Annotated in this window: 26 protein-coding genes; 9 read left to right on the top strand and 17 right to left on the bottom strand. The window is 70.2% G+C overall.

The window, feature by feature from the left end; genetic code table 11:
• Nucleotides 1-31 precede the first annotated feature (31 nt).
• Nucleotides 32-538, top strand: coding sequence for a hypothetical protein (locus tag J8M50_RS01785; protein WP_010350631.1), 507 nt, complete (start codon nucleotides 32-34; stop codon nucleotides 536-538).
• Here the strand turns inward: J8M50_RS01785 and J8M50_RS01780 are convergent.
• Nucleotides 535-1,230, bottom strand: coding sequence for a hypothetical protein (locus J8M50_RS01780; RefSeq protein WP_010350630.1), 696 nt, complete (start codon nucleotides 1,228-1,230; stop codon nucleotides 535-537). The genes J8M50_RS01785 and J8M50_RS01780 overlap by 4 nt on opposite strands.
• A gap of 87 nt (nucleotides 1,231-1,317) precedes the next feature.
• On the bottom strand, nucleotides 1,318-2,217 hold the full coding sequence (locus J8M50_RS01775) for a D-alanyl-D-alanine carboxypeptidase family protein (protein WP_010350629.1): 900 nt from the start codon (nucleotides 2,215-2,217) through the stop codon (nucleotides 1,318-1,320).
• Nucleotides 2,218-2,440: 223 nt separating this feature from the next.
• Between J8M50_RS01775 and J8M50_RS01770 the strand changes: the two genes are divergently transcribed.
• Nucleotides 2,441-3,103, top strand: coding sequence for a GntR family transcriptional regulator (locus J8M50_RS01770; protein WP_010350627.1), 663 nt, complete (start codon nucleotides 2,441-2,443; stop codon nucleotides 3,101-3,103).
• A 50-nt stretch (nucleotides 3,104-3,153) separates the two neighbouring features.
• Nucleotides 3,154-4,395 (top strand): MFS transporter, encoded by a 1,242-nt coding sequence (locus tag J8M50_RS01765; RefSeq protein ID WP_040835338.1) that lies wholly within the window; start codon nucleotides 3,154-3,156, stop codon nucleotides 4,393-4,395.
• Nucleotides 4,396-4,463: 68 nt separating this feature from the next.
• Here J8M50_RS01765 and J8M50_RS01760 read toward each other — a convergent pair whose 3' ends face one another.
• Nucleotides 4,464-5,288 carry a maleylpyruvate isomerase family mycothiol-dependent enzyme gene (locus J8M50_RS01760; protein ID WP_010350624.1) on the bottom strand — a complete coding sequence of 275 codons (825 nt, stop codon included), beginning with the start codon at nucleotides 5,286-5,288 and terminating at the stop codon, nucleotides 4,464-4,466.
• Nucleotides 5,289-5,476: 188 nt separating this feature from the next.
• On the opposite strand from J8M50_RS01760, the gene J8M50_RS01755 reads away from it, so the two are divergent.
• Entirely contained in the window at nucleotides 5,477-6,271 is a 795-nt protein-coding gene (locus J8M50_RS01755; protein ID WP_010350623.1) for a carbon-nitrogen family hydrolase, read from the top strand.
• 50 nt (nucleotides 6,272-6,321) lie between these two features.
• On the opposite strand, the gene J8M50_RS01750 is transcribed toward J8M50_RS01755, so the two are convergent.
• Nucleotides 6,322-6,816 carry an LURP-one-related/scramblase family protein gene (locus tag J8M50_RS01750; RefSeq protein ID WP_010350621.1) on the bottom strand — a complete coding sequence of 165 codons (495 nt, stop codon included), beginning with the start codon at nucleotides 6,814-6,816 and terminating at the stop codon, nucleotides 6,322-6,324.
• Nucleotides 6,813-7,838: a GlxA family transcriptional regulator gene (locus J8M50_RS01745; protein WP_010350620.1), complete on the bottom strand. Its 1,026-nt coding sequence runs from the start codon at nucleotides 7,836-7,838 to the stop codon at nucleotides 6,813-6,815. The genes J8M50_RS01750 and J8M50_RS01745 overlap by 4 nt, the downstream gene beginning before the upstream one ends.
• 53 nt (nucleotides 7,839-7,891) lie before the next feature.
• Between J8M50_RS01745 and J8M50_RS01740 the strand changes: the two genes are divergently transcribed.
• Both J8M50_RS01740 and J8M50_RS01735 read left to right on the top strand, forming a co-directional pair.
• On the top strand, nucleotides 7,892-8,284 hold the full coding sequence (locus J8M50_RS01740) for a cupin domain-containing protein (protein ID WP_010350619.1): 393 nt from the start codon (nucleotides 7,892-7,894) through the stop codon (nucleotides 8,282-8,284).
• A 30-nt stretch (nucleotides 8,285-8,314) separates the two neighbouring features.
• Nucleotides 8,315-10,129 carry an NHL domain-containing thioredoxin family protein gene (locus tag J8M50_RS01735; RefSeq protein ID WP_029183400.1) on the top strand — a complete coding sequence of 605 codons (1,815 nt, stop codon included), beginning with the start codon at nucleotides 8,315-8,317 and terminating at the stop codon, nucleotides 10,127-10,129.
• A 113-nt stretch (nucleotides 10,130-10,242) separates the two neighbouring features.
• Here J8M50_RS01735 and J8M50_RS01730 read toward each other — a convergent pair whose 3' ends face one another.
• Together J8M50_RS01730 and J8M50_RS01725 are read right to left on the bottom strand one after the other, a co-directional pair.
• Nucleotides 10,243-11,523, bottom strand: a complete 1,281-nt coding sequence (locus J8M50_RS01730) for a sugar efflux transporter (protein ID WP_010350617.1) — start codon at nucleotides 11,521-11,523, stop codon at nucleotides 10,243-10,245.
• A 28-nt stretch (nucleotides 11,524-11,551) separates the two neighbouring features.
• Nucleotides 11,552-11,746, bottom strand: coding sequence for a hypothetical protein (locus J8M50_RS01725; protein ID WP_158002769.1), 195 nt, complete (start codon nucleotides 11,744-11,746; stop codon nucleotides 11,552-11,554).
• A 603-nt stretch (nucleotides 11,747-12,349) separates the two neighbouring features.
• On the opposite strand from J8M50_RS01725, the gene J8M50_RS01720 reads away from it, so the two are divergent.
• A complete protein-coding gene (locus J8M50_RS01720; RefSeq protein ID WP_010350615.1) occupies nucleotides 12,350-13,732 on the top strand; it encodes a GH1 family beta-glucosidase in 1,383 nt (460 codons plus the stop codon).
• 83 nt (nucleotides 13,733-13,815) lie between these two features.
• Here the strand turns inward: J8M50_RS01720 and J8M50_RS01715 are convergent, their stop codons facing one another.
• The 7 genes from J8M50_RS01715 to J8M50_RS01685 all read right to left on the bottom strand — a co-directional run bounded on the left by J8M50_RS01715 (nucleotide 13,816) and on the right by J8M50_RS01685 (nucleotide 21,378).
• Entirely contained in the window at nucleotides 13,816-15,114 is a 1,299-nt protein-coding gene (locus J8M50_RS01715; RefSeq protein WP_010350614.1) for a M18 family aminopeptidase, read from the bottom strand.
• A 141-nt stretch (nucleotides 15,115-15,255) separates the two neighbouring features.
• Nucleotides 15,256-16,989, bottom strand: coding sequence for an ALF repeat-containing protein (locus J8M50_RS01710; protein ID WP_010350613.1), 1,734 nt, complete (start codon nucleotides 16,987-16,989; stop codon nucleotides 15,256-15,258).
• Between the two features lie 211 nt (nucleotides 16,990-17,200).
• Nucleotides 17,201-17,569: a hypothetical protein gene (locus J8M50_RS01705; RefSeq protein WP_010350612.1), complete on the bottom strand. Its 369-nt coding sequence runs from the start codon at nucleotides 17,567-17,569 to the stop codon at nucleotides 17,201-17,203.
• A gap of 291 nt (nucleotides 17,570-17,860) precedes the next feature.
• The gene (locus J8M50_RS01700; RefSeq protein ID WP_059045173.1) at nucleotides 17,861-18,205 is read right to left on the bottom strand and encodes a hypothetical protein; all 345 of its coding nucleotides are present in this window, start codon (nucleotides 18,203-18,205) and stop codon (nucleotides 17,861-17,863) included.
• Entirely contained in the window at nucleotides 18,199-18,465 is a 267-nt protein-coding gene (locus tag J8M50_RS01695) for a hypothetical protein (protein ID WP_040835335.1), read from the bottom strand. The genes J8M50_RS01700 and J8M50_RS01695 overlap by 7 nt, the downstream gene beginning before the upstream one ends.
• Before the next feature lie 90 nt (nucleotides 18,466-18,555).
• Nucleotides 18,556-20,382, bottom strand: a complete 1,827-nt coding sequence (locus J8M50_RS01690; protein WP_010350611.1) for an acyl-CoA dehydrogenase — start codon at nucleotides 20,380-20,382, stop codon at nucleotides 18,556-18,558.
• A 132-nt stretch (nucleotides 20,383-20,514) separates the two neighbouring features.
• Nucleotides 20,515-21,378: a dioxygenase family protein gene (locus J8M50_RS01685; RefSeq protein WP_029183398.1), complete on the bottom strand. Its 864-nt coding sequence runs from the start codon at nucleotides 21,376-21,378 to the stop codon at nucleotides 20,515-20,517.
• A gap of 196 nt (nucleotides 21,379-21,574) precedes the next feature.
• On the opposite strand from J8M50_RS01685, the gene J8M50_RS01680 reads away from it, so the two are divergent.
• A complete protein-coding gene (locus J8M50_RS01680) occupies nucleotides 21,575-22,051 on the top strand; it encodes an SseB family protein (protein ID WP_029183397.1) in 477 nt (158 codons plus the stop codon).
• An 85-nt stretch (nucleotides 22,052-22,136) separates the two neighbouring features.
• Here the strand turns inward: J8M50_RS01680 and J8M50_RS01675 are convergent, their stop codons facing one another.
• Nucleotides 22,137-23,819 carry a DEAD/DEAH box helicase gene (locus J8M50_RS01675; protein WP_223786140.1) on the bottom strand — a complete coding sequence of 561 codons (1,683 nt, stop codon included), beginning with the start codon at nucleotides 23,817-23,819 and terminating at the stop codon, nucleotides 22,137-22,139.
• Nucleotides 23,820-23,941: 122 nt separating this feature from the next.
• On the bottom strand, nucleotides 23,942-24,145 hold the full coding sequence (locus tag J8M50_RS01670) for a cold-shock protein (RefSeq protein ID WP_007502648.1): 204 nt from the start codon (nucleotides 24,143-24,145) through the stop codon (nucleotides 23,942-23,944).
• A gap of 311 nt (nucleotides 24,146-24,456) precedes the next feature.
• Here J8M50_RS01670 and J8M50_RS01665 point away from each other — a divergent pair, with 311 nt between their 5' ends.
• Complete coding sequence (locus tag J8M50_RS01665; RefSeq protein WP_010351709.1) at nucleotides 24,457-25,413, top strand: pirin family protein; 957 nt, start codon at nucleotides 24,457-24,459, stop codon at nucleotides 25,411-25,413.
• Between the two features lie 34 nt (nucleotides 25,414-25,447).
• Here the strand turns inward: J8M50_RS01665 and J8M50_RS01660 are convergent, their stop codons facing one another.
• Nucleotides 25,448-25,903 carry an ArsI/CadI family heavy metal resistance metalloenzyme gene (locus tag J8M50_RS01660; RefSeq protein ID WP_010351708.1) on the bottom strand — a complete coding sequence of 152 codons (456 nt, stop codon included), beginning with the start codon at nucleotides 25,901-25,903 and terminating at the stop codon, nucleotides 25,448-25,450.
• Between the last annotated feature and the right edge of the window lie 28 nt (nucleotides 25,904-25,931).

Below are 25,931 nucleotides of genomic sequence, written 5' to 3'. Positions count from 1 at the left end.
CATGAAGGAACATGAAGGAATCGGATTCACCATGGCCACCACGTTGCCGGTCAAGATCTCGTTCTCGCTGCCGGACGGCTGGCAGCCCGCCCCGCCGGACGAGGTGGGCGCACCCTCGGTCGCCTTCGTGGCGCTCCACCCCGCGTCCGTCGACGGCGGCTTCACGGCGAACATCACCATCGCCGGCCGGATGCGCAACGACGGCGCGACCATCCGCCAGATCGCGTACGAGTCGGTGCGGCGGCTCGCGCAGGCGGGAGAGGTCCAGGTCCTCAAGAAGCAGGACGTGGGCACTCCGGACCTGCCGGGCCTGACGGACTCCCCCGGAGTGGTGCAGAACCTGCGCCTGTCCACGACCCTCCACGGCGCCCCGCTGGAGCTGGCGCAGAGCCAGGTCTACCTGGGCCTGGAGGACACGAAGAACCCGGCGAAGCGGGCCGTGATCGAGCTGGTGCTCACCGCGAAGCCGGAACAACTCCCGGAAGTCCTGGAGGACTTCAAGGAGTTCGTCCGCTCGGTGCGGGCCGACGGGAGCTAGGCGGACCAGACCCGCGCAGGAATCCGGTCGAGCACGTCGTACAGATACGCGAGGTGCTCGTCCATCCCCTGCGGCGTGAGCCGCCCCTTGTACCAGGTGATCAGCTCGCCGCCGTGCAGCCGGACCGGGGCCGCCTGCGGGTTCGCGGCCAGGAAGGGCACGACCCCGTCGGCCAGAGCGGCACGGGCGAATGCCTCGTCGTCCGCGAGCACGGTGAATGCCTCGTCGAACTCCGGCACCCCGAGCCGCACCGTACGCCCGCGCCGCGCCACCCCGTCCAGCGCCTCGGGCCGCCGTACGACCAGCTCGGGTCCGGTGCCCGGCGCGGTGACCGCGAACACGGTCCAGTACACGGGCCGGTTGGGTCCCGGACCGGTGCCGTCGACCCCGATGGTCCCGGTCGTGTACTCGAAGCAGCAGAAGCTCCGCCCCCGCTGCTCCCCGCTGATGTAGTGCCGCCCGAGCAGCCGGCTCCCGCTGACGGGCAGCGGCGCCATCCCGCAGAGCCGGTCGATCACCCCGTACGTGGCCTCCTGGTACCCCCACCCCCGCCCCTGAGCCACCTGTACGGCCTGGGCCCTCGCCTCGGCACCCTCCACCTGGCTCCTGCGACTGCGCGCGAACGCGGTGATCACGACGGCGAAGATCCCGCCCACGAGCAGGATCACGAGCACGGGCATCAGTACGTCCATGGGACGCGATTGTGTCGGATGTTCGGTCCCCAGCAAACGCCGAGGGGGCCCACCGCAACCCGCGCGGTGGGCCCCCTCGCACACGACCTACTTCAGGTTCGCGAACCCGTAGTTGAGCAGCTTCGTCGCGTCCTGCGCGCGGACCGTCGCGTTCGTGGACGCGAGGACCGTGCCGACCATGGTCTTGCCGTTACGCGTCGCCGCGAACACGAGGCAGTACTTCGCCTCGGGACCCGACCCCGTCTTGACCCCGATCGTGCCGCTGTAGCTCGACAGCAGCGTGTTCGTGTTGGTCCACGCGGCCATCTTCCGGCTGGTGCCGGTCTTCGTGACCGTCGTGGCCGTGTACGACTTGGTCTTCACGATCGCCCGGAAGTTCGCGTCCTTGAGCGCGTTCTTCGCGAGGGTCGTGAGGTCCTGCGCGGTCGACGCGTTCTTGCCGTTGCCGATGCCGTCGAAGGAGTCGAAGGACGTGTTCTTCATGCCGAACGACTTCGCCTTGGCGTTCATCTTGGAGATGAAGTTCTTGACGCGCGCGTCACGGGTGGATCCCGTGCCGTACTTGTCGGCGAGCGCGTAGGCGGCGTCGCAGCCGGACGGCAGCATCAGCCCGTACAGCAGCTGACGGACGGTCACCTTGTCGCCGACGATCAGCTTGGCCGACGACGCGTTGTTCTTGACGATGTAGTCGCTGTAGGCCATCTGGATCGTGACCTTGTCGTTCAGGTTCAGCTTCGGCTGAGACAGAACGACAGCGGCGGTCATGATCTTCGTGGTGGAACCGGTGGAGAGCTTCGTGGTGGCGGCCTTGCCGTACGCCTTCCCGCTCGCGTTGTTCATCACATAGCCGGCCTTGGCCGCGATCGACGGCGCGGTGACGGCCTGCGCGGGAGCCGCGGCGAGGGCGCCGGTCGCGAGCATCGCGACGGCCGTCGCGGTGACGGCGGCGGCTCTGCGGACCGGCTTGCCCTTGAGTGCGGTTATCAACTGAAATACCCCGATTACGTTGAAATGCCCCTGAATGCGGCCGGATTGGGTGGGGGGACGAGCAGTGGCCGCACACTTGTGACACGTACCTAGCACAGAAAGTTGTGCGTACGGTTCCGGGAATTTTGAATCTCTTGGGGAAGGTGAGGTTTTCGGACAAGATCACCGTCCGCATGGTGAAACGGTTCCCCTCTTGCGTACGTGTTGTATCTATCCTGTCCGCATGCCGTCAGCCCCACCCGTCCCCGCCACCAGGCAACCCGCCGCCGAACGCGTCTACGCCCACGTCAAACAGGGCGTCCTGGACCGCCGCTACGAAGGCGGCACCCTCCTCACCGAAGGCGAACTCGCCGACGCCGTAGGGGTTTCGCGGACCCCGGTCAGGGAAGCGCTGCTGCGCCTGGAGGTCGAGGGCCTGATCAGGCTGTACCCGAAGAAGGGCGCGCTGGTCCTGCCGGTCTCCGCGCAGGAGATCGCCGACGTCGTCGAGACCCGGCTGCTGATCGAGAAGCACGCCGTCCGCAAGGCGGTCCCCGCGCCCGCGGCCCTGATCGAGCGGCTCGCGGAACTGCTGGAGCGGCAGAAGGAGGAGGCGGGGCGCGGCGATCTGGCCGCCGCGGCCGTCACCGACCGGTGCTTCCACGCCGAGATCGTCCGCAGCGGCGGCAACGAGATTCTTACCCGGCTCTACGACCAACTCCGCGACCGGCAGCTGAGGATGGGCGTCGCGATCATGCACGCGCACCCCGACCGGATCGCCAAGTCCCTCGTCGAGCACGAGCAGATCCTCGACGCGCTGCGGTCCGGCGACGCCGAGGCCGCCGTATCCATCGTCTGCCGCCACGTCGACTGGTTCGCGCACCTCGCCCGGGGCGATGTCCGGTGAGGAACTCCACTCTCCCGGGTGACCCGCCCGGCGGGCGCCGCGCTGTCGTCATGTGGTCCATCGGAGTGTCGGTCTACTTCGTCGCCGTCATCTTCCGTACGTCGCTGGGGGTCGCCGGCCTCGACGCCGCCGACCGCTTCCACGTCGGCGCCTCCGCGCTGTCGACGTTCTCGATCCTCCAGCTCCTCGTGTACGCCGGGATGCAGATACCGGTCGGCCTGCTCGTCGACCGGCTCGGTACGAAGCGGGTGCTGACCATCGGCGTCGTGCTGTTCACGGCGGGACAGCTCGGGTTCGCGCTGTCACCGACGTACGGCACCGCCCTCGCGTCGCGCGCGCTGCTCGGCTGCGGCGACGCCATGACCTTCATCTCCGTCCTGCGGCTCGGCAGCCGCTGGTTCCCCGCGCGGCGCGGCCCGATGGTCGCGCAGCTCGCCGGGCTCGCGGGGGTCGCCGGGAACCTGATGTCGACGCTGGTCATCGCGCGGCTCCTGCACGGCGTCGGCTGGACCGCCGCGTTCGCGGGCAGCGCCGGGCTCGGGATCGTCGTCCTCGTACCGCTGGTGCTGTTTCTGAAGGACCGTCCGGACGGGTACGAGTCCGGTCCGATGCCGCATCAGGGCGCCGCGTACGTCCGCCGCCAGATCGCCACCGCCTGGCGCGAGCCGGGGACGCGGCTGGGGATGTGGGTGCACTTCACGACCCAGTTCCCGGCGATGGTGTTCCTGCTGCTGTGGGGGATGCCGTTCCTGGTCCAGGGCCAGGGGCTGACGCGCGGCGCGGCGGGCGGTCTGCTGACCCTCGTCGTCCTGTCGAACATGGTCTTCGGTGTGGTGTACGGCCAGCTCATCGCCCGGCACCACGAGGCGCGGCTGCCGCTGGCGCTGGGCACTGTCTTCGCTACGGCCGTGGCGTGGGCCCTCGCGATCGGCTACCCCGGCGACCACGCGCCGACCTGGGTGCTCGTCCTGCTCTGCGTCGTCCTCGGCGCCTGCGGACCGGCGTCCATGATCGGCTTCGACTTCGCGCGCCCCGCGAACCCGCCCGAGCGCCAGGGCACCGCCTCCGGCATCACCAACATCGGCGGCTTCACGGCGTCGATGACCACTTTGTTCGCGATCGGCGTCCTGCTCGACGCGACCGACGACAACTACGGGATCGCGTTCTCGTTCGTTTTCGTTCTCCAGGCGATCGGAGTCGGTCAGGTGCTGCGGCTGCGGAAGAGGGCGGCGCGGCGGGAGCGGGAGCGGTTGGTGGCGTCTCGGGTGGAGACGGTGCACGTTCCGGCTTGAGCCGGGGGGTACGGGTACGAGGCCGGCGCGGGCGTTCATATGACCGCCCGCCTTGGCCTCCGTACCCGCTACGGCGTGACCGTGAAGTTTCTGAGGATCGCCGCCGTCAGCTCCGGGTCGCCCTCCGCCTTGACGCGGTCGGCGACGGTGTCCAGGGTGACGCGGCCACAGGCCAGCCGCACGTACGTCTCCCAGTCGAGGACGAAGGAGGCGGCGGGGCCCAGCGCGGGGACCGTCTCCAGGGTGCCCCTGCCCTGCATGTCGACGCGGATCGTGCGCAGGAACTCGACCGGGCCGGTGATGTCGAAGACGATCGCCGAGCTGCGGGGGGCGTTCGACTTCTCGGCGACGATCGCGGGGAGCGCGTCGAGGAGGACGTCACGGGCGATGTGCGCGCCGGGGGAGTCGAGGTTGCCGGGGCGGTTGAGGGCCGCGCGGAGGTCCTGTTCGTGCACCCAGACGTTGAACGCGTGGGAGCGCATGGACGCTTCGAGGGTCAGCTCCGTGCCCAGCGGGCCGCGGACCTTCGCCGCGGGGTCGCGGTTCTCGTTCCGCAGCTGGCGGTTGCGGCGGATGATCGTGTACTCCAGCTCCGACGTCATCTCCGGGGAGGTGTGGTGACGGCGGACGTCCACCTGGACCTCCATGTACCGCTGGAGGTCGGTCGTCAGGTGGAAGAGGTCGCGGGGCAGGGAGTGGATCGGGCGCGGGTCGCCGTACATCTCGCAGTCCAGGCCGATGACGTGTGAGACGACGTCCCTCACCGACCAGCCGGGGCACGGCGTACGGAGGTTCCAGTCCGCCTCCACCAGCGGCTCCACCAGCTCGGTTATCGCTTCTATGGAGTGCGTCCAGGCGTCGGCGTAGGGCTGGAGGGTGGGATGCAGACTCACGGAACGGGACCCCTCGGCGGTCGGTACACGGGCGGCGGTCGATGGCGGCGTTGCCAACGGGATTTGTCGGCTGCTGTCGGCGGGCGTCTTAGCACGCTAAGTTACGCTGCTGTGGTCGCCCCCGGCAGTGCTTTCGTGTGACGATCGTAGGCCGATGTGGACGACTCGAATGCCAGGACGGTGGTAGTGTGCGCGCCTCGTTGATCCAAGTCGCCGTGGACGAGGGCGAATCGGTCGAAGACCGGCGGGGGCGGGTCGCCGCTCTCGTACGTGCGTGCAGTGACTCCGATCTCGTCGTCCTTCCTGAGCTGTGGACCACCGGGGCGTTCGCGTACGAGCTGTTCTCGGCGGAGTCCGAGGAGCTGCGGGGCGCGACGTACGACGTGATGGCCAAGGCCGCCGCCGACGCGGGGGTCTGGCTGCACGCCGGGTCGATTCCCGAGCGCGGGGACGATGGGGCCCTCTACAACACCTCCCTCTTTTTCTCACCGAGCGGTGACCTCGCCGCGACCTACCGCAAGATCCATCGGTTCGGCTTCGACCAGGGCGAGGCCGTGTTGATGGGCGCGGGGCGCGAACTCGTGACCGTCCGTCTGCCTGACACCGTCGTGGGTCTCGCCACCTGCTACGACCTCCGTTTCCCCGAACTGTTCCGCGGTCTCGTCGACTTGGGCGCCGAGACCCTGGTGCTGTCGGCGGGCTGGCCGGAGCGCCGCCGGTCCCACTGGACGCTGCTGGCTCAGGCACGGGCTGTCGAGAACCAGGCGTTCGTCGTTGCTTGTGGAACGGCCGGGACGCATGCCGGGGTTCCCCAGGCGGGTCACTCGATCGTGGTAGATCCGTGGGGGGCTGTGGTGGGGGAGGCGGGCCACGGTGAGGAGGTCCTCACCGTGGAGTTCGAGCCGGGGCGGGTGGGGGAGACGCGGGAGGTTTTTCCGGCGTTGAAGGACCGGATGCTGGGGTTGACCGCGCCGGAGAGGTGAGGGGTGGGTGGTGGGCCGGCCGGGGTTTGTGGCGCCGGGTCGGCTGAGGGTCAGTCGTCCTCGCGCTCCTTCTCCGCGAGATGGATGACGCACACCGTCACCGCGATCAGCAGCGCCGGGTCCGCGTCCTCGCGGACGACGTCCACGCCGTACGTCTCGCGCACGTGCAGCCAGCGCCGGGAGATCACCGCGAGCAGCTCACCGTCGTACTCGACGGCGAACTCCCGGTCCATGATCTTGCCGCTGACGTCGAGGTCGGTGCCGTCGACGAGGGACACGCGGTAGTGGTTGCGCAGCAGGGAGAGGCGCTTGCGGCGGACGGTCGCCAGCGCCTCGCCCTCCCGCTCGATCACCATCGTGTCGCGCAGGGCGAACATCTTCTGGTGGATGTCGATGAGGACGCGCCCACGCGTGTCCTTCAGCTCGAAGGTGTCCCGCAGCCGCATCGCCTTGCCGTCGACCAGGAACACCTTCTGGCCTCGGTCGTCCTCGATCCAGTAGTCCTCGCCGAAGCCGAGGAGCCGGTCGCGTACCAGGAATCTCATGCCGGTACGGCTTCCCCGCCGCCGGGTCCGAAACGCCGCCTGTACGCCGACGGGCTCAGTCCGGTCGCGTGCCGTACGCGTGCGCGGAGGTTCGCCGCCGTCCCCAGGCCCGCGCGCGCGGCGACGACGTCCAGCCGTTCCTCGCCGCGCTCGATCAGCCGGCACGCGAGCGCGACGCGTTCGCCGGTGAGCCAGGCGAGCGGCGTCGTGCCGAGCTGGGCGCGGAAACGGCGGTGGAGGGTCGCGGGGGAGACGGAGGCGTGGCCGGCGAGGTCGGCGACCGTCAGGGGGGTGCCGAGGCGCTCCTGGGCCCACTCCAGGAGCGGGGCGAGGGATTCGTCGGGGACGTGCGGGACGGGGCGTTCGACGAACTGGCGCTGGCCGCCGTCGCGGTTGGCGGCGAACACGAGACGCCGGGACACCGCATTGGCGATCTCCACGCCGTGGTCCCGCCGTACGACGTGCAGGCCGAGGTCCAGCGCGGAGGCGCTGCCGGAGGCGGTGAGGATGTCGCCGTCGTCAACGAACAGGACGTCCGGTTCGAGCAGCACGCGCGGGAAGCGCGTCCGGAACGACTCCTGCCACATCCAGTGGCACGCGGCACGTCTGCCGTCCAGGAGACCCGCCTCGGCGATCGTGAACGCGCCCGAGCAGAAGCCGACCAGCCGCGCTCCTCGCGCGTGCGCGCGCCGGATCACGTCGAGGACCGTACGCGTGCGCGGGACGAGCGCGTCGGGGCGGTTCGGGACGATCAGCGTGTCCGCGTCCTCGGCGGCCTCCAGGCCGGCCACTCCGGTGAGCGTGAAGAAGCCGTCGCGCATGCGCGTGTGCGGGTCGGCCGCGCAGAGGGCGAAGTCGTACAGCTCACGGCCGAGTTCGGGGCGGCGCAGGCCGAAGATCTCGATCGCGCAGCTCATCTCGAAGGGGTTGGAGTTGTCGTCGACGATCAGGACGACGCGGTGCGGTCGGGGCGGGCGGGGCGGACGGGTCGGTGGCTTCGGCTGCGAGGATCCTTGCGGCATGTGCGATTCCTAGCACTCGCCGGGGGCGGTCGGCCAGCGTCAGCATGATCGGCATGAGCAACGAACCGATCTCCCTCGCCGCCGCCCTCGCCTCCTTCGACCAGCAGTGGAGCCCTCGCATCGTCACGTCGGTCAACGACTACGACGTACGCGTGACCCACGTCGAGGGGGAGCACCTCTGGCACACGCACGACCACACCGACGAGTTCTTCCTGGTGATCGAGGGCGAGTTGCGTATCTCCCTGCGGGAGCCCGCGGGTGAGCGGACCGTCGTCCTGGAGAAAGGTTCCGTCTTCACCGTCCCGCGCGGGGTGGAGCACAAGCCGTACGCGCCCGTACCGACCGACATCCTGCTCCTCGAACCGACCGGCACGTCGACCGTCGGCGACCGGCACGAGGAGGTCCCGGACCACGTGGACGCGACGACGGGGCACGCGCTGTCGTGACTGTCAGTGGTCGGTGGCACCCTTGAGGGCATGAGCGACACCACTCCGCGCCGCGTGCGCGTCCGGGCCCCCGAGCTGGTCGGCAAGGGCGGCTGGCTGAACACGGGCGACCGCCAGTACACCCTGTCCGACCTGCGCGGACGCATTGTGATTCTCGACTTCTGGACGTTCTGCTGCATCAACTGCCTGCACGTCCTGGACGAGCTGCGCGAGCTGGAGGAGAAGCACGCGGACACGGTCGTCGTGATCGGCGTGCACTCCCCGAAGTTCGTGCACGAGGCGGAGCACCAGGCGGTCGTGGACGCGGTGGAGCGGTACGGCGTGGAGCACCCGGTGCTGGACGACCCGGAGCTGGCGACGTGGAAGCAGTACGCGGTGCGCGCGTGGCCGACGCTGGTGGTGATCGACCCGGAGGGGTACGTCGTCGCGCAGCACGGGGGCGAGGGGCATGTGCACGCGATCGAGCGCCTGGTGACCGAGCTGGAGGCCGAGCACGGCGCGAAGGGCACGCTGCGGCGCGGAGACGGCCCGTACGTCGCGCCCGAGCCCGAGCCGACGGCCCTGCGCTTCCCCGGCAAGGCGCTCCTCCTGCCGTCCGGGAACTTCCTGGTCAGCGACACGACCCGGCATCAGCTCGTGGAGCTGGCGCAGGACGGCGAGAGTGTCGTACGCCGGATCGGCACCGGCACGCGCGGGTTCGCGGACGGGACCGCCGAGGCGGCCTTCAGCGAGCCGCAGGGGCTCGCGCTGCTGGACGACGGCGCGGTGGTCGTCGCCGACACCGTCAACCACGCGCTGCGCCGCGTCGACCTCGCGACCGGGGACGTCACGACGCTCGCCGGGACCGGCCGGCAGTGGTGGCAGGGGTCGCCCACCTCGGGGCCCGCGCGCGAGATCGACCTCTCCTCGCCGTGGGACGTCGCGCTCTTCGGCGGCAAGGTGTGGATCGCCATGGCGGGCGTGCACCAGCTGTGGGCGTACGACCCGGTCGCGGGGACCGTCGCCGTCGCGGCCGGGACCACCAACGAGGGGCTCGTGGACGGGCCCGGCGCGCAGGCGTGGTTCGCGCAGCCGTCGGGGCTCGCGGCGGCGGGTGATCGGCTGTGGCTGGCCGATTCCGAAACGTCGGCCCTGAGGTGGGTCGATGCGGACGGAAACGTTCACACGGCGGTCGGAACCGGTCTCTTCGACTTCGGCCACCGGGACGGCGCCGCCGATCAGGCGCTGCTCCAGCACCCGCTGGGGGTGACGGCTCTCCCCGACGGTTCGGTGGCGATCAGCGACACGTACAACCACGCGCTGCGCCGGTACGACCCGGCGACCGGCGAGGTGACGACCCTCGCGACGGATCTGCGCGAGCCCTCCGACGCGGTGCTGGTGGGGGACGACCTGGTAGTCGTCGAGTCGGCCCGCCACCGGCTCACGCGGCTACGGCTCCCCGAGGAGGCGGTACGGGTCGAGGCGGTCGCGCACCGCACGCAGCGCGCGGCGACGGAAGTGTCCGCCGGAAAGCTCCAACTGGACGTCGTGTTCCAGGCACCGGCGGGCCAGAAGCTGGACACGCGGTACGGCCCTTCGACACGGCTGCTGGTGTCGTCGACCCCGCCGGAGCTGCTGCTGTCGGGGGAGGGGGCGGGTACGGATCTCGCGCGGGTGCTGGAGCTGAATCCGGCGGTTGCGGAGGGGGTGCTGCACGTATCGGCGATGGCGGCGTCGTGCGACGACGACCCTTCGATCGAGTACCCGGCGTGCCATGTGCACCAGCAGGACTGGGGTGTGCCGGTCCGCCTTGTCGAGGGCGGGACGGACCGGCTGCCGCTGGTGCTCGCGGGGATGGACCAGTAGCTCTGTGGGGGTAGTCCGCGAGAGGTAGCTCCCAGGTCTGACGGGGGGTAGGCGTCATGGCTTGCGCCGAGGCGCCGTACCCCGCCAGACGGCTGCCGCGCGCTCCGCGTCCATCACCTCGCCGCGGCGTTCCGCTCCGCGTGCATCGGGTCCGTGTCCTGCGCCCGCAGCGGCAGCACCAACACCCCCGCGAGCGCGGTGAGTCCGGCGCACACCCAGAAGACCTGCGTGTACCCCGTCCACGTCGCGACCGTCCCGACCGCGAGGCCGCCCAGGAACATGCCCGCCTTGAACGCGCTGGAGTACAGCGCCGACGCGGTGCCGAAGCGGCCCGGCAGACTGTCCTGGAGCATCACGACCGGGATGTTCAACGCCACCGCCGCCCAGGCCGCGTTGAGCGGCTGGAGCGCCAACAGCGCCGCCCGGCTGGTGCCGGCGACCGGCAGCAGCGCGAAGAACGCCGTCGCGCAGACCGTCGCCGCGATCAACAGGCGCCGCTTGCCGAGGCGTTCCGCCCAGACGCCGACCAGCACCATCAGGGGTATCTCGATCGCCGCGCTCACACCGAGCAGCAGACCCGCGAACTGGCCACTCATACCGAGGCCGTCGGTGATGTGGAGCGGCAGGTCGATCTGGTACATCGCGTTCGCGCCGAGCAGCAGGACGACCGAGCCCAGCACCAGCAGCGTACGCGGGCCGACACCGGCGAACATGCCGCGCAGGCCCGGGAGTTGGTCGTCCGGCGCCGCCGTCTCCGTGGCGCGCGGGTACGGCAGACCCCAGCGGCACAGCACCGCCGCGACCAGCGAGAGGCACGCCGTCGCCGCGTACAGCACCGCGAACGACCACTGCGCGACGATCCAGAACGCGAGCGGCGGCCCGATCACCCAGGCCAGCGAGGTCACCGAGCGCAGGAAGCCGTTGAAGAACGGCGCGTCGACGCCTCGGTCGTCCGCCAACTCCCTGGTGTACGCGAAGAGTTGCCCGAAGCAGGCGCCGCCGAGGCCGAACAGGACCATGCCGGTGACCAGCAGCAGCGCGTAGTCCCGCAGGAACGTGTAGCAGAGCGCGCCGGACGCGTTGAGCAGCGCGGTCAGCACAAGGATCGCGCGCCGGTCCTTGAACCGATCGGAAACGGCCCCGACGACAACGTCCGTACCGATCTCGGCGATCGACCGCGCCGCGAAGAACAGCCCGACCATGAGGGGCGTGGCGGCGACCGCCTCCGTGAGGAACAGACTGGTGGTGGGAACGAGAAACGCCCCCGCGACGCCGACCGCACCGGTGGCGGCGACCAGATTCCGTACGGCCGGATCGGCGACGAGCCGCCACCGCCCGGCCTTGGCGGTACGGGCGTTCACCGAGGGGTTCCCGGCGGGGGGACTGGCGCTCACGTGGGGCTCCTGGCTGGGGTACGGGTGTTCACGTGGGGCTCCCGGCGGGCGTGCCGTCGGTGAGGTTGATGCCGTGCGGGCTACGGGAGTTGGCGGTCGGGGGTGTCCCGTCGGCGAGGGCGGTGCCGTCGTGAGCGCTGCGCACACTCCCCGCCGCGTCCCCCGCCCCCGACTCCCCCTGCCGGTACGGCGACCAAGCCACCGGCGTACCCCCGACAGACACCCGGCGAGCCGACCGGGACACCGGTCGACCCGGATGCCGTCGGTGACGAACCCGAGCCCGACGCCTGCCTCGTACAGCACCTCGACGACCGGCCTGACGGCCCGGTGCGGCAGCGCTTCTCCCCCACCGGCGAGGATCACCGCGCGGGCACCGGATCCGGCCAGTCCGCGCGCGAGCCCCAGGGCGAGGCCCGACCCGATCCGGCCGCAGTACGGCACCCGCGAGCCGGCGCACCCGGGACACCCGGGACCGCACACGGCCGTCGAGCAGGCAGAACGCGATGGTGGTCAGGCATACGTGCGGTCACTTTCCCGAACCCGATGGGGAATCGAGTGATTCGAAGGCAGTCGTGGGAGCGCTCCCACGAGCCTTCCCGGCATGCCCCGACCTTGTCAACCGGTCGCCCCGAGCTCGTGTGCGGGGACGCCTGATTGGCCGGAAAACCACGCCGCTTGACAGGTATCAGGGATTGAGCAAGCCTGCTTGGGAGCGCTCCCACAAGGGGATGCGTACGTCGTGTGCGGTACGACCTCAGAGTGACGGACGCCTTGAGCGGAAGGCGCCGTACGCCGTACGTCGTGCCGTCGCAGGGAGGCGGAACGGATGACCGCTACGAGTACGGAGCCCGTGGGGAGCGAGGCGGTGCGAGGGCTGCCGGCCGACTTCGTCTGGGGGGCGGCCACGGCCGCGTACCAGATAGAGGGAGCCGTCGCGGAGGACGGACGCTCGCCGTCCGTCTGGGACACCTTCAGCCATACGCCGGGCAAGGTGGCCGGGGGCGACACCGGCGACGTGGCCTGCGACCACTACCACCGGATGCCCGAGGACGTCGGACTGCTGTCCCAACTCGGCCTGGACGCCTACCGGTTCTCTATGGCCTGGCCGCGCGTCCAGCCCGGCGGCACGGGCCCGGTCAACGCGCGTGGAATCGCCTTCTACGACCGTCTGGTGGACGAACTCCTGGCCAGGGACATCACCCCCTGGGCCACCCTCTACCACTGGGACCTGCCGCAGGCGCTGGAGGACGCCGGCGGCTGGCCCGAGCGCGACACCGCCCACCGGTTCGCCGAGTACGCGGGGCTCGCGGCGGACGCGCTGGGCGACCGCGTGAAGCACTGGATCACCCTCAACGAGCCTTTCTGCTCAGCCATGTTGGGCTACTACTTCGGCAACCACGCGCCGGGCAGGCAGAGTTTCCCGGACTTCACAAAGGCGGCCCACCACCTGCTGCTGGGCCACGGATTGGCGGTCCAGCGGATCCGCGAGGCCGTGCCGGACTCCCAAGTCGGCATCACCCTCAACCCGTTGGTCGCCCACCCCGCCTCCGACGCGCCCGAAGACATCGAGGCGGCGCGGCGCGCGGACGCGATCGGCGCGCGGATCTACCTGGACCCGGTGCTGCTCGGCCGCTACCCGGCCGACCTGCTCACCGACCTGGCCAAGCAGGACGCGCAACTCCCGGTCCAGGACGGTGACTTGAGGACCATCGCGCAGCCGCTGGACTTCCTGGGGGTGAACTACTACTTCCGGGACGTGGTCCGCGCGACCGACGAGCCGCACGGCTACGAGGGGGTTCCGCAGACCCACCGGCCCTCGACCGCGATGCCCTGGGAGATCTACCCGGAAGGCATGACGGCCCTCCTCACCCGGCTCAGCCGGGAGTACCCCGCGCTGCCGCTCTACATCACCGAGAACGGCGCCGCCTTCGACGACAGCCACTCCCCTGTCGACGAGACGGGCCGCATCCAGGACAGCGACCGCACCGCGTACCTCGCCGACCACCTCGCCGCGATCGGCCTCGCGCGGGCGGCCGGGGCGGACGTACGGGGGTACTTCTGCTGGTCGCTGATGGACAACTTCGAGTGGGCCTACGGGTACGAGAAGCGGTTCGGGATCGTGCACGTGGACTACGAGACACAGGTGCGTACGCCGAAGGCGAGCGCGCTGTGGTTCCGTGACGCGGCGCGGACCTGCCGGGAGCAGTGAGCGGGGTACTAGTACCTGAGGGGTAGCTCCGGGGTATGTCGTACCCCGGAGCTACCCCTCAGGAGCTACCTCTCCAGCGGGACTCAGCCCTCCAGGAACGCCGTCAGCGAGTTCGCCAGCAGGAACGGGTCGTCCGCGCCGCACATTTCCCGCGCGCTGTGCATGGAGAGGATCGCCGCCCCGATGTCGACGGTCCGGATACCGTGCCGCGCGGCGGTGATCGGCCCGATCGTCGTCCCGCACGGCATCGAGTTGTTGGACACGAACGACTGGAACGGCACGCCCGCCTTCTCGCAGGCCGCGGCGAACACCGCGCGGCCCGAACCGTCCGTCGCGTAGCGGTTGTTGACGTTCACCTTGAGGATCGGGCCGCCGTTGATCCGGGGGTGGTGTGTCGGGTCGTGCCGCTCCGCGTAGTTGGGGTGCACGGCGTGCCCCGTGTCGGAGGACAGGCACACGGTCCCGGCGAACGCCCGCGCCCGGTCCTCGTACGACCCGCCGCGCGCGAACACCGAGCGCTCCAGCACCCCGCCGAGCAGCGGCCCGTCCGCGCCGGTGTCGGACTGCGAGCCGTTCTCCTCGTGGTCGAACGCCACGAACACGGGGATGTACGGGAGTTCGTCGCCGAGGTGGGTCGCGACGGCGGCCAGCGCGGCGGTCGCCGCGTGCACCGACAGGAGGTTGTCCATCCGGGGCCCGGCGAGGAACTCCTCGTCGCGGCCGAGGTAGGCCGGCGGCTCGACGGAGTGCGTCATCAGGTCCCAGCCGGTCACCTCGCCCGGCGCGAGCCCCGCCTCCTCCTCCAGGAACGCGATCAAGTCCCCTTCGTGCGCGTCCCCGAGACCCCACACCGGCTGCAAGTGCCGCTGCTTGTCCAGCTTCAGGCCCTCGGCGGTGACCGATCGGTCGAGGTGGATGGCGAGTTGGGGGACTCGCAGCAGCGGTCTGCCGACGTTCACCAGGCGGGACGAGCCGTCGCGCAGGGTGAGGCGGCCGGCGATGCCGAGGTCGCGGTCGAGCCAGGAGTTGAGCAGCGGGCCGCCGTAGATCTCCACGGCGACCTGGCGCCAGCCGTGCGCGCCGGTGTCCGGGAGGGGCTTGACGCGGAGGTTCGGCGAGTCGGTGTGGGCGCCGACGATCCGGAACGGCGTATGCGCCTGGGCGCCCTCGGGGACGTACCAGGCGACGATCGCGCCGCCGCGCAGCACGTACAGGCCGCCCGTCGCGCCGTCCCACGCCTCCGTCTCGGTGAGCTGCCGGAAACCGGCCTTCTCCAACCGGTCCGCTGCGGTGGCCACGGCGTGGTACGGCGTCGGGCTGGCCGTGAGAAATGACTTGAGATCGTCGGTGTGGCCGCGGTCGAAGCGGATGGGTTGGGTCATGGAGTCACTTTAACTACGGGCGGGGCGGGGAGGCGGGGCGGTATGAGGGGGGTACCTCTCCAGTATTACGACCCCGAACCGCCTCCCCCGCCCACCCGTCACGTCCCGTGTCACCGCGGCGACGTCAGGTTGCCGACCGGGTCAGCGGCTGGTGGCCCTGCCTGCTTCGGCCGCGTTCTTCCGGGCGGTAGCGGCGATGCCGGCGGCGTGGGTGATGAGCTGCCGGATCTGAGTTTCGTGGGTGGCGGCGAGCTGGTCCTGGCGCTGGGCCCTGGACCGGCCGGTGGTGATGAAGGCGTGCAGCAGGTCGGCGGGGCCCTCCAGGGCGACGTGCGCTGCGGCTCGCACCTCGGCGCCGGAGCTGCCGAAGAGCTGGGCGGCGCGGACGCGTTCGTCCTGGGTGCGTGCGAGAGCCTCGCCGGTGGCGAGGAACTGGTGCAGCGCGTCGGCGGTGTCGGCGTCCAGTGCCTTGTTGATGGCCTCCGTCTCGATCGGGCCCGCGCCGGTGAGCGCCCGGACGACGCGCAGGCGCATCTGCTGCTTCACCACCTCGTACTGCCCCGTCGCCAGAAACGCGCTCACCGCCGCGCCGTCGCCCTGCAGGGCCTTCGCCGCGGCGGCGCGGACCTCGGGGAAGTCCGCGGTCTCCGCGAGGTGTTCGGCATCCGCGCGGTCGTCCTGGGCGTCGGCGTCCTTGCGGCCGGTGCGGAGGTAGGCGGCGATGTCGGTGTCACTGCCGGCCAGGGCCACGAGGGCCGCGGACCGGCTCCGGGGGCGGCCGGTCTTCGCGGTCGCGAGGGCCACGGCGCGGCCTTCGGGCGCGAGCTTCGCCGGGTCGCTTCCGGTGTCGGCGGCCTGCCCGGCGAGCTTGTCCGCCTCGACCCGGAGGTTCTCGGCCGCCCGGACGGCGGCCTGTCGGCCGGCGGCGCGCTGGTCTTCCTGAGCTTTGAGGCCCCTGGCGCGGGTGATGGCCTCGTTGGTCCGTGCGGCCAGCTTCACCGCGTCGGTACGGACGGCGAGGTCGTGGACCTTCTTCGCCTCGGTGACGTCCGCGCCGGCTGCTGCGGCGGCCTTCCGCGCCGTGGCGGCGTGGATACGGGCCTGCTTGACGGTGGTCGCGGCCCGTGCGGCGCGGGCCGCCGCTGCGGCGGCCTTGCCCGACTTCGCCGCCTGGGCGTCCAGCCGGGCGATCGTGGCGTGTTCCTGGTCGTGGGCACGGGCTGTGTACTGGCCGACCTGGAGGAATTCATGGACGTCGGCGGCGGTGCCGTCGATGGCCAGGCGTCCGGCTGCCTGGACGCCTGCACCACCGGCGGCGATGATCCGCGCGACCTCGACCCGTTCGTCCTGCTCGCGCCGGTCGAACTGCCCGTGGGTGAGGAACTCCCGGATCTTGTCGGGCGAGCCGCTGTCGAGCGCGGCGATGCCCGCCTTCCGGACCTCGGGGCCGCCCGCGTTGATGATCTGCGCGACCTGTACCCGCTGGTCCTGGAACAGCGGGGCCTGCCACCCGTCCTTGAGGAACGCCCGGATCGTGTCCGCCGAATTGCTCTTGAGGGCGTTGCGGACGGCCTCCCGGAGGCCGGCGCCGCCGAGGTCGTAGAGCCGGGAGGTGGCTACCCGATCGTCCGAGTACGACAGGTCGGCAGCCTGGGACAGGAACGTCGTGACGGCGTCGTCACCGCCGACGAGCGCGGCTTCCGCGGCCTCCTTGACCCCCGGACCGCCCGTCTCCCACAGCTGGACCGCCTTCGCCCGGTCGGTCTCCGGTGCCGAGTCATCGGCTCGGGCGGGGCTGGGAACTGCTCCCAGCAGGCCCAGGACGAGCGCGCCGGGCAGCAGGCTCAGACACAGCGCGCGTCGGGGAAAGGTCACTGCGAACTCTTCTCGTGCACAGACATAAAGCAAAGTAAGTGGTCGACCGTGACAGTAAAACCGTATCTGCGCACAAGCAACTTGAATACAATAAAGGTAATTTCATGATGAAACCGAGCAAAGTTCCCGTAGGGGCGGAAGCGACACCACGCCCCGCGCCGCGATCGTCGCGGCGCGAGGCGTGGACCGGAACACCGGTGGGGCCTACGGCCTAGCCGTCGTAGACGCCCCAGTTCCGTACCGTTCCGTGGCCGGAACAGTTGCCGACGAAGTGCCAGTAGCCGACGCCCACCAGCGGGCCCCAGATCTGGGTGAAGTCCGAGCACTGGGTGTACGAACCGGATCGGCCGTAGTCGACGTTGCAGTCCGCCTCCCACCACGTGCCGTGGTTGACGAAGTTGTTGCAGTAGTTCACGTGCTTGATCGAGGGGCTCGCGCTGCTGTCACCCTTGACGATCTTCACCTGGCCGGTGGGCGCCTGCGCCGGCTTCGCCGCCGCGCCCGTCGGCGCGGCCACGGCGGAGGTGGTTCCCGCCGCGAACAGCAGCGAACTGGCTGCCAGTACCAAGTAGCGTTTCACTTTTCCTCCTCTTACTGGAACGCGCAGGTTCCATGAGCGGTGGACGAGTCGCTTGCTGAACTTGGTGCAGCCATGAAGCTAAAGGGCGGGGGGAGGTGGAAGGCATAGTTCCGACGCGCGATTCGCAGAACGTCCGAAAAAGGCTGATCGCCCGGGATGCGCCTGCATCGAGCGGCTGGGGACGGCGGCGGGCGGGGGCATGCCGGACAACGCGCCGAGGCCTACGGGGACTTGGGGCTCGTGCTGCACGGAGGCCGGCTCCTCGGAGTCGGGGGACAGGGGGCACGGAAATCACCGGACGTCGCCCAGGGACGCCTGCCACCGCCCTCGCGGCAGACGGCACACCCCGTCCGACGTGATCCGCAGAGCCGCGCCGAGCAACGGCAGCGAGCCCTCGGCGCGGGCCCAGGAACCGTCGGAGTGGACGAGGCAGGCGGTACGGGTAAGTCCCCGTGTTTCACAGGCGAGTTGGACGCCAGGAGCCGTGACCTCCAGCATCGACCGGAGCTCCCACGCTGCGGCGGCATCGACGACGGGACAGCGCTCGATGCCGCGATGGTCCCCCTCCGTCTCCCGGGCGGACGCGAGCAACTCTCCCTGCACGGCCGGGTAGTTGTCGCCCGACCGGGTCACCATGAATCCCGCCGTGGCCCCTCACCCTCCGACTCCCACCAGAGCGGGACGAGTTGGTGCCGAGGCGTCCGGGTGACCGGCGCGAGCCGGCGGGAGGCCGGGACGGTGACCCGGGCCGCGAGGGCGATGGCCTTCCGCTCCCGGTCCATCACCCCGACTTCCCTCGCGACGGCGACCTTCGTCCGCAGCCGCTGCTCCGCGCTCGTCGGCTCGGCGGACCCGGGCTCCACGGTCCACTCGACGCCGCCGAACGGCGCACGCACGAGTGGGTCCCGCCCGACCCCGGACAGGACCCACTCACACGCAGCTCAACAGACGTCAGCGCACAGCCCGTTGGCGAGACCGGCGCTCTCTCAGAACGCCGCCTCGTCCAGCTCCATCAGGTCCAGCTCCACCCCGGAGGCGACCTTGCGGGCCAGCGTGACACCGGGCAGGACGTTCGCAGCGAAGAACTTCGCGGCGGCGATCTTGCCGGTGTAGAACGGCTTGTCCTTGGCCGAGGCCGTCTCCAGCTTCTCGGCGGCGACCGCGGCGCCCTTGAGCAGCAGGTACCCGACGATCACGTCACCGGACGCGAGCAGCAGGCGGGTCGTGTTGAGGCCGACCTTGTAGATGTTCTTGACGTCCTGCTCGGTCGCCGCGAGGTCGGTCAGCATCAGGCCGACGATGGCCTCCAGCTCGACGGCCGCCTTGGCCAAGTGCTCCCGGGCGCCAGAGAGTTGCTCGCCGCCCGTGCCCAGCGCGAGGAACTTCTTGATGTCCTCGGCGATGCCGTTCAGCGCGGCGCCCTGGTTGCGGACGATCTTGCGGAAGAAGAAGTCCTGGCCCTGGATCGCGGTCGTGCCCTCGTAGAGGGTGTCGATCTTCGCGTCCCGGATGTACTGCTCGATCGGGTACTCCTGGAGGAACCCGGAGCCGCCGAAGGTCTGGAGCGACTGCGCGAGCTGCTCGTACCCCTTCTCCGAGCCGTACCCCTTGACGATCGGCAGGAGCAGGTCGTTCAGCGCGTGCTCGGCCTTCGCGTCCTCGCCGTTCGCCTCCTTGACCGCGATCGCGTCCTGGACGGAGGCGGTGTAGAGGACCAGGGCCCTCATACCTTCGGCGTACGCCTTCTGCGTGATGAGCGAGCGTCGTACGTCGGGGTGATGCGTGATGGTGACCTTCGGCGCGGCCTTGTCGCCGAACGCCGCGAGGTCGGTGCCCTGCACGCGCTCCTTGGCGTACTCAAGGGCGTTGAGGTAGCCGGTGGAGAGGGTGGAGATCGCCTTCGTGCCGACCATCATGCGGGCGAACTCGATGATGCGGAACATCTGGCGGATGCCGTCGTGCTTGTCGCCGATCAGCCAGCCCTTGGCGGGGTGGCGGTCGCCGAACGTCATCTCGCAGGTGTTGGACGCCTTGAGGCCCATCTTGTGCTCGACGTTCGTGGCGTACACGCCGTTGCGCTCGCCCAGCTCGCCGGTCTCGGAGTCGAAGTGATACTTGGGGACCAGGAACAGGGACAGTCCCTTGGTACCGGGTCCGGCACCCTCGGGGCGTGCGAGGACGTAGTGGAGGATGTTCTCCTCCATGTCGTGCTCACCCGAGGTGATGAACCGCTTCACACCCTCGATGTGCCAGGAGCCGTCCTCCTGCTGTACCGCCTTGGTACGACCCGCGCCGACGTCCGAACCGGCGTCCGGCTCGGTGAGGACCATCGTCGAACCCCAGGTCTTCTCGACCGCGATCGTCGCCCACTTCTTCTGCTCCTCGGTGCCCTCCTCGAAGAGGATGCGCGCGAACGCGGGACCGGAGGTGTACATCCACACGGCCGGGTTCGCGCCGAGGATCAGCTCCGCGAACGCCCAGATCAGGGACGGCGGCGCGGTCGTCCCGCCGATCTCCTCCGGCAGGCCGAGCCGCCAGTACTCGGAGTCCATGAACGCCTTGTACGACTTCTTGAAGGACGGCGTGACCGGCGCGGTGTTGGTCTCGGGGTCGAAGACCGGAGGGTTGCGGTCGGCGTCCGCGAAGGACTCGGCCAGCTCGTTCTCCGACAGCCGCGTCATCTCCGACAGGATGCTCTTCGCGGTGTCCACGTCCAACTCCTCGAACGGGCCCGTGCCGTACAGCTTGTCGCGGCCCAGGACTTCGAAGAGGTTGAACTCGATGTCGCGGAGGTTCGACTTGTAGTGCCCCATGGTGATGGCTCCGTCAAGAGATCGGCGAGGCACTGTGTTCCTCGCGCGGTGGTTTCACGTACCAGCTAGTAGCTACGATGATGCTACCCGTCGGTAATAAGTGGCAACCCCGATCCGGTCAACTGTGACTGGTCACACCGCGACGGTCAGCGTGGCCGTGTACCCGGCCCCCGGACTCCCCTGCACCGACGCCATCTGCTGGTCGTGGCCGTCCCGGAAGACCATGTCGGTCTCCAGGGTGAGCCGGGCCAGGTTGGGGATACTTCCGGCGTACCCCTCGGTCGCGTACACCGTGTCGCAGACGTCCTTCGGGAAGGCCAGCTGCGAGGTGTTCGTGATCGCGGTCGCGGCGGTCGCGTCCGCGAGGGAGCCGTACACCTCGAAGTGGATGTGCGGCCAGCGCCCCGGGTAGCACCCCGGAAAGATGCTGGTGAAGGTGACCTGCCCCTTCGCGTCGGTCTCCTGCACCCCCCTCAGGTAGTTCTCGTCCGTCACACCCTCGGTGTACAGGGAGTAGTCCCCGGCCCGGTCGGCCTGCCAGATGTAGACGGCCGCGCCCTTCTTGGGGGTACTACACCCGGAGGCCGAGTCCACGACGGTCAGGGTGACCTTGAGAGGTACGCCTTCAGCGGTACCTCCCGCCGAGTTCCCGAAGCTCTTCGTGATGTCGCTACGCACGACACCGCTCTCCTTGAGCACGTTGACCCCGTTCGACCCGTCCCCGGGGTAGGGCCCGGCGGTCTCCTCGGGAATCACGGCACACTCGGCAGAGTCGGCGGTGCCACTCGACGCCGGGCTCCCCGAAGGGGCCGACGCCGTTGCCGGGTCACCCTCCCCCTCCGCACTGCACCCCACAAGAGGCACCAGCCCCACCCCCGCCACCAACCGGATCATCCGCCGCCGGGCAAGCACGGGAAGGTCGTACGACAACCCCCGGTCGTGCTCGTGAACCCCTTCACCGGAGTACTGGTCCCGCTCACCGTCACGTCGCTGCATAGCCGTCCCTCTGCTGGTGCGTTGTCTGCCCAGTCAGACGCTATGAGTGAGAGGGGGCGTCAGGCCAGGCCAGGGGCTGTCGATCGGCTGTCGGTTTCCACGTGGCTCCGGAGAGGGGCGCGGCCGGCCCTGGGCGGGGCCCACGCAAAGGCCGCCCGAGCCCCAGCCCCCACCCGACTCTCGATAGGCTGGAGCCATGTACGGATACGGCCAGCCCATGGGTGAGGGTGCCGCCCAGCAGCAGTACGCGTCGCCGCAGCAGCCCGGCGGGGTCGGTGGGTACGGTCAGCAGCCGCCCCTCTATCCGGAACCGTCGCCTCCGTCGCTGTCCGACGCGGTGCGGGCGTTCACCACGGGGCAGATGGCCGCCGAGGATTTCCAGCAGATCTTCGCTACGTCGAAGGTGTACTGCCCGCGCGGGGACACCCCCGGGTTCCTCGCCCTGCACAACACCCAGCAGCCGGTCATCCCCATGTTCAGCTCGCTCAAGGAGCTGCGCCGTTACGCCGGCAAGGAGTCCAAGTACTTCGTCATCACCGGCGCCGAGGTCATCGACCTGCTCCCCACGGGGTACGGCTTCGTCCTCGACATGGAGGGCGAGCACCGCATGGTGTTCGACGCGAAGGCGGTCGAGCAGATGGTGGAGTTCGCGATGCGCAGGATGTACGGCTGAGGGTGGCTCCGCAGAGGTACGGGTCTGACATACCCGTACCCCTCAGGTAGGGGCCCTCCGAGCGGGGCCCCCGTACCCGTACCCCTCAGGTGGTAGACGTCCGCCGTCCACCCCGCCGCCCCGTACCGCCGCCGGCCCCGGCACCAGTACCCCGGCCACCCCTGCCGCCACCGGCCCCGGCCCCCGTACCCGTAGCACCTGAGCCCGCCGCACCCCCGGCCCGCCGCCCGCCGGCCGCGCCCCGCCCACCGGACGCCGCACCACCCGAGGACGCCGCGCCCGCCGACGACGTACCGCCCCTGCCCCGGCCCCCGCCGCCCCCACGCCCCTCGTTCTTACCCGGCGCCGAGGCCGACGCCGAAGCCCCGCCCCCACCGCCCCCGCGCCGACGCCGGGACGACCCACCGGCCCCGGACCCCGTACCCCGCTGCGGAGCCACCGGCTGCGGCACCTCGATCGTCACCGCGACCCCCGACGGCTCACGGGCCCCCGTGATCGTGGACAGCTCGGGGTCCGTCGAGACGATCCGGGACGTCCGCGGCCGGATCCCCGCGTCCGACATCAACCGCGTGACCTCCCGCTTCTGCTCCGGCAGGACCAGCGTGACGACGGTCCCGGAACCGCCCGCGCGCGCGGTACGCCCACCCCGGTGGACGTAGTCCTTGTGGTCGGTCGGCGGATCGACGTTGACGACGAGGTCGAGGTCGTCGACGTGTATGCCACGCGCCGCCACGTTCGTCGCGACGAGCGCCGTGACCTGCCCGGTCTTGAACTGGTCGAGGGTGCGATTGCGCTGCGGCTGCGAGCGCCCGCCGTGCAGCGCGGCGGCCCGCACCCCCACCGCGAGGAGCCGCTTCGCGAGCCGGTCGGCGGAGCGCTTCGTGTCGAGGAAGAGGATGACGCGCCCGTCCCGCGCGGCGATCCGCGTGGTGACGGCCTTCTTGTCGGTCTCGTCCGCGAGGTGCAGGACGTGGTGCTCCATCGTCGTCACCGCGCCCGCCGACGGGTCGACGGAGTGCGTCACCGGGTCGGTGAGGAAGCGCTGGACCAGCCGGTCGATGTTCTGGTCGAGGGTGGCCGAGAACAGCATCCGCTGCCCGTCGGGCCGTACCTTCTGGATCAGCTTGGTGATCTGCGGCAGGAAGCCCATGTCGGTCATCTGGTCGGCCTCGTCGAGGACCGTGATCCGTACGTCGTCCAGGACGCAGTCCCCGCGCTCGACGAGGTCGTTGAGGCGCCCGGGGCTCGCGACGACCACCTCGACGCCGCGCCGCAGCGTGTCGGCCTGCCGGGTGATGGACAGACCCCCTACCACGGTAGCCATACGCAGGTTGACGGCCGTCGCGTACGGCGACAGCGCGTCGGTGACCTGCTGGGCCAGCTCCCTCGTAGGTACTAGTACCAGCGCGAGGGGCGACTTCGGCTGCGCGCGCAGTCCCGCCGTACGCGCGAGGAGCGCGAGGCCGAACGCGAGGGTCTTGCCGGAGCCGGTGCGGCCACGGCCGAGCAGGTCGCGCCCGGCGAGGGAGTTCGGCAGCGTGGCGGCCTGGATCGGGAAGGGCGTGGTGACGCCCTGCGCGGTCAGCGTCTTCAGCAGCCCGGCCGGCATGTCCAGGTCGGCGAAGTCCGCGACGGGCGGCAGCGCCGGCGTCGTACTCTTCGGCAGCCGGAACTCGCGCGGAGCGGACGGCGCGGCCGACGACCGCGAGGAGCCGGACGGCGAGGGCGACGAGGCACGCCGGTTCGGCCTCTGGGGTCTGCGGGACATAAGGGGTCCACCTTCCTGGAAACAGTCATGGCTTCCCGGAAGCGGGTCTTCCCGGAAACAGCGCAAACCGGGGCCCGCACCAGACGGTGCGAACCCCGGCGAGCTTGTGCTACGTCCGACGACTAGGCGGGGACGATGTTCTCCGCCTGCGGGCCCTTCTGGCCCTGCGTGACGTCGAAGGACACGCGCTGGCCCTCCTGGAGCTCACGGAAGCCCTGGGTGGCGATGTTCGAGTAGTGGGCGAAGACGTCGGGGCCGCCGCCGTCCTGCTCGATGAAGCCGAAGCCCTTTTCAGAGTTGAACCACTTGACGGTTCCCTGTGCCATGACGATCTCCTTCAGGTAGAGCAGAGGCCCCATCCGGAGATGCCCGGAAAACAAATAATGCGCCCGAAGGATGCAATCCCGTCAGGCGCACATAAGTCCATGGGTACCGCAACTGCAACACAGGAACCGTAACACAGCCTGCGCGCGATACACGATCATTTTTTGCCAACGAAGTACGGCCCGACGTGCGGCCCCGGGGGCTCGGGAATGCCCGCCGCGCGCCCACGGTTGTGGGGACTGGCAGGAAGTTCACCGTTCAACTAAAATCGTCGTACGACGTCGTGTCGTACGCCGTCCGAGGAGGAACCGACATGCCCGCAGTGACCGTCGAGAACCCGTTGACGCTCCCCCGTGTCACCGCGCCGGCCGATGCCGTCGCGCGCCCCGTGCTCGCCGTCACGACCGCGCCGAGCGGTTACGAGGGCGAGGGATTCCCGGTGCGCCGGGCGTTCGCGGGCATCGACTACCGGCGTCTCGACCCGTTCATCATGATGGACCAGATGGGTGAGGTGGAGTACGCGCCGGGCGAGCCCAAGGGCACGCCCTGGCACCCGCACCGCGGCTTCGAGACCGTCACCTACATCATCGACGGGATCTTCGACCACCAGGACAGCCAGGGCGGCGGCGGGACCATCACCAACGGCGACACCCAGTGGATGACGGCCGGTTCCGGCCTCCTGCACATCGAGGCGCCGCCGGAGTCCCTCGTCCTGTCCGGCGGCCTCTTCCACGGCGTCCAGCTCTGGGTCAACCTCCCCGCGAGGGACAAGATGATGGCTCCCAGGTATCAGGACATCCGCGGCGGCAATGTGCAGCTGCTGACCACCCCCGACGGCGGCGCGCTGCTCCGCGTCATCGCGGGCGAGCTCGACGGCCACGAGGGTCCCGGCGTCACGCACACGCCGATCACGATGATCCACGCGACCGTCTCCCCCGGCGCCGAGCTGACCCTCCCCTGGCGGGAGGACTTCAACGGCCTCGCGTACGTCCTCGCGGGGCGCGGCTCCGTCGGCACGGAACGCCGGCCGATCCGGCTCGGGCAGACGGCGGTCTTCGGTACGGGGTCCTCGCTGACGGTCCGTGCGGACGAGCGGCAGGACGCCAACACCCCTGACCTGGAAGTGGTGTTGCTGGGCGGCCGCCCCATCCGTGAGCCCATGGCCCACTACGGACCGTTCGTCATGAACACCAAGGCCGAACTCCAGCAGGCGTTCGAGGACTTCCAGAAGGGGCGGCTGGGGTCGATCCCGGCGGTGCACGGGATGTAGGCCTTCGGAGGCGGGGTGTACGCGGCCGTGGCTCTCAGGTCGTACGGGTACTACGGGTATTACGGGTACTACGGCAGCAGTCGTCACCGGTGGCGCCGGGCTCCGCGCTCCCGCCGAGCGTGTCGGCGTCGGCCTTGACCACGTACACCTCCCACGGCTCCGCGCCGGGGCCGTGCACCCACACCTTGTCCTGCACGGCGTAGCAGCACGAGGTGTCGTTCTCCTCGAAAGTGGCGAGACCGGCCTCCTTGAGGCGGCCGGTCGCGGCGCCGACCTGCGCGGTGGACCCGACCTCGACACCGAGGTGGTCCAGGCGGGTCGCCTCGCCGGGCTCGCCTTCGATCAGTACGAGCTTGAGGGGCGGCTCGGCGATGGCGAAGTTGGCGTACCCCGCGCGCCGCTTGGCGGGTTCGGTGCCGAAGAGCTTCGCGTAGAAGGTGATCGACGCTTCGAGGTCGCTGACGCGTAGGGCGAGCTGGACGCGGGACATGGAACGGCTCCCATCTGCTTGCATTGAT

This window comes from Streptomyces acidiscabies (assembly GCF_020010905.1).
GTDB lineage: Bacteria > Actinomycetota > Actinomycetes > Streptomycetales > Streptomycetaceae > Streptomyces > Streptomyces acidiscabies.
This window is presented reverse-complemented; position numbering and strand designations above follow the sequence as displayed.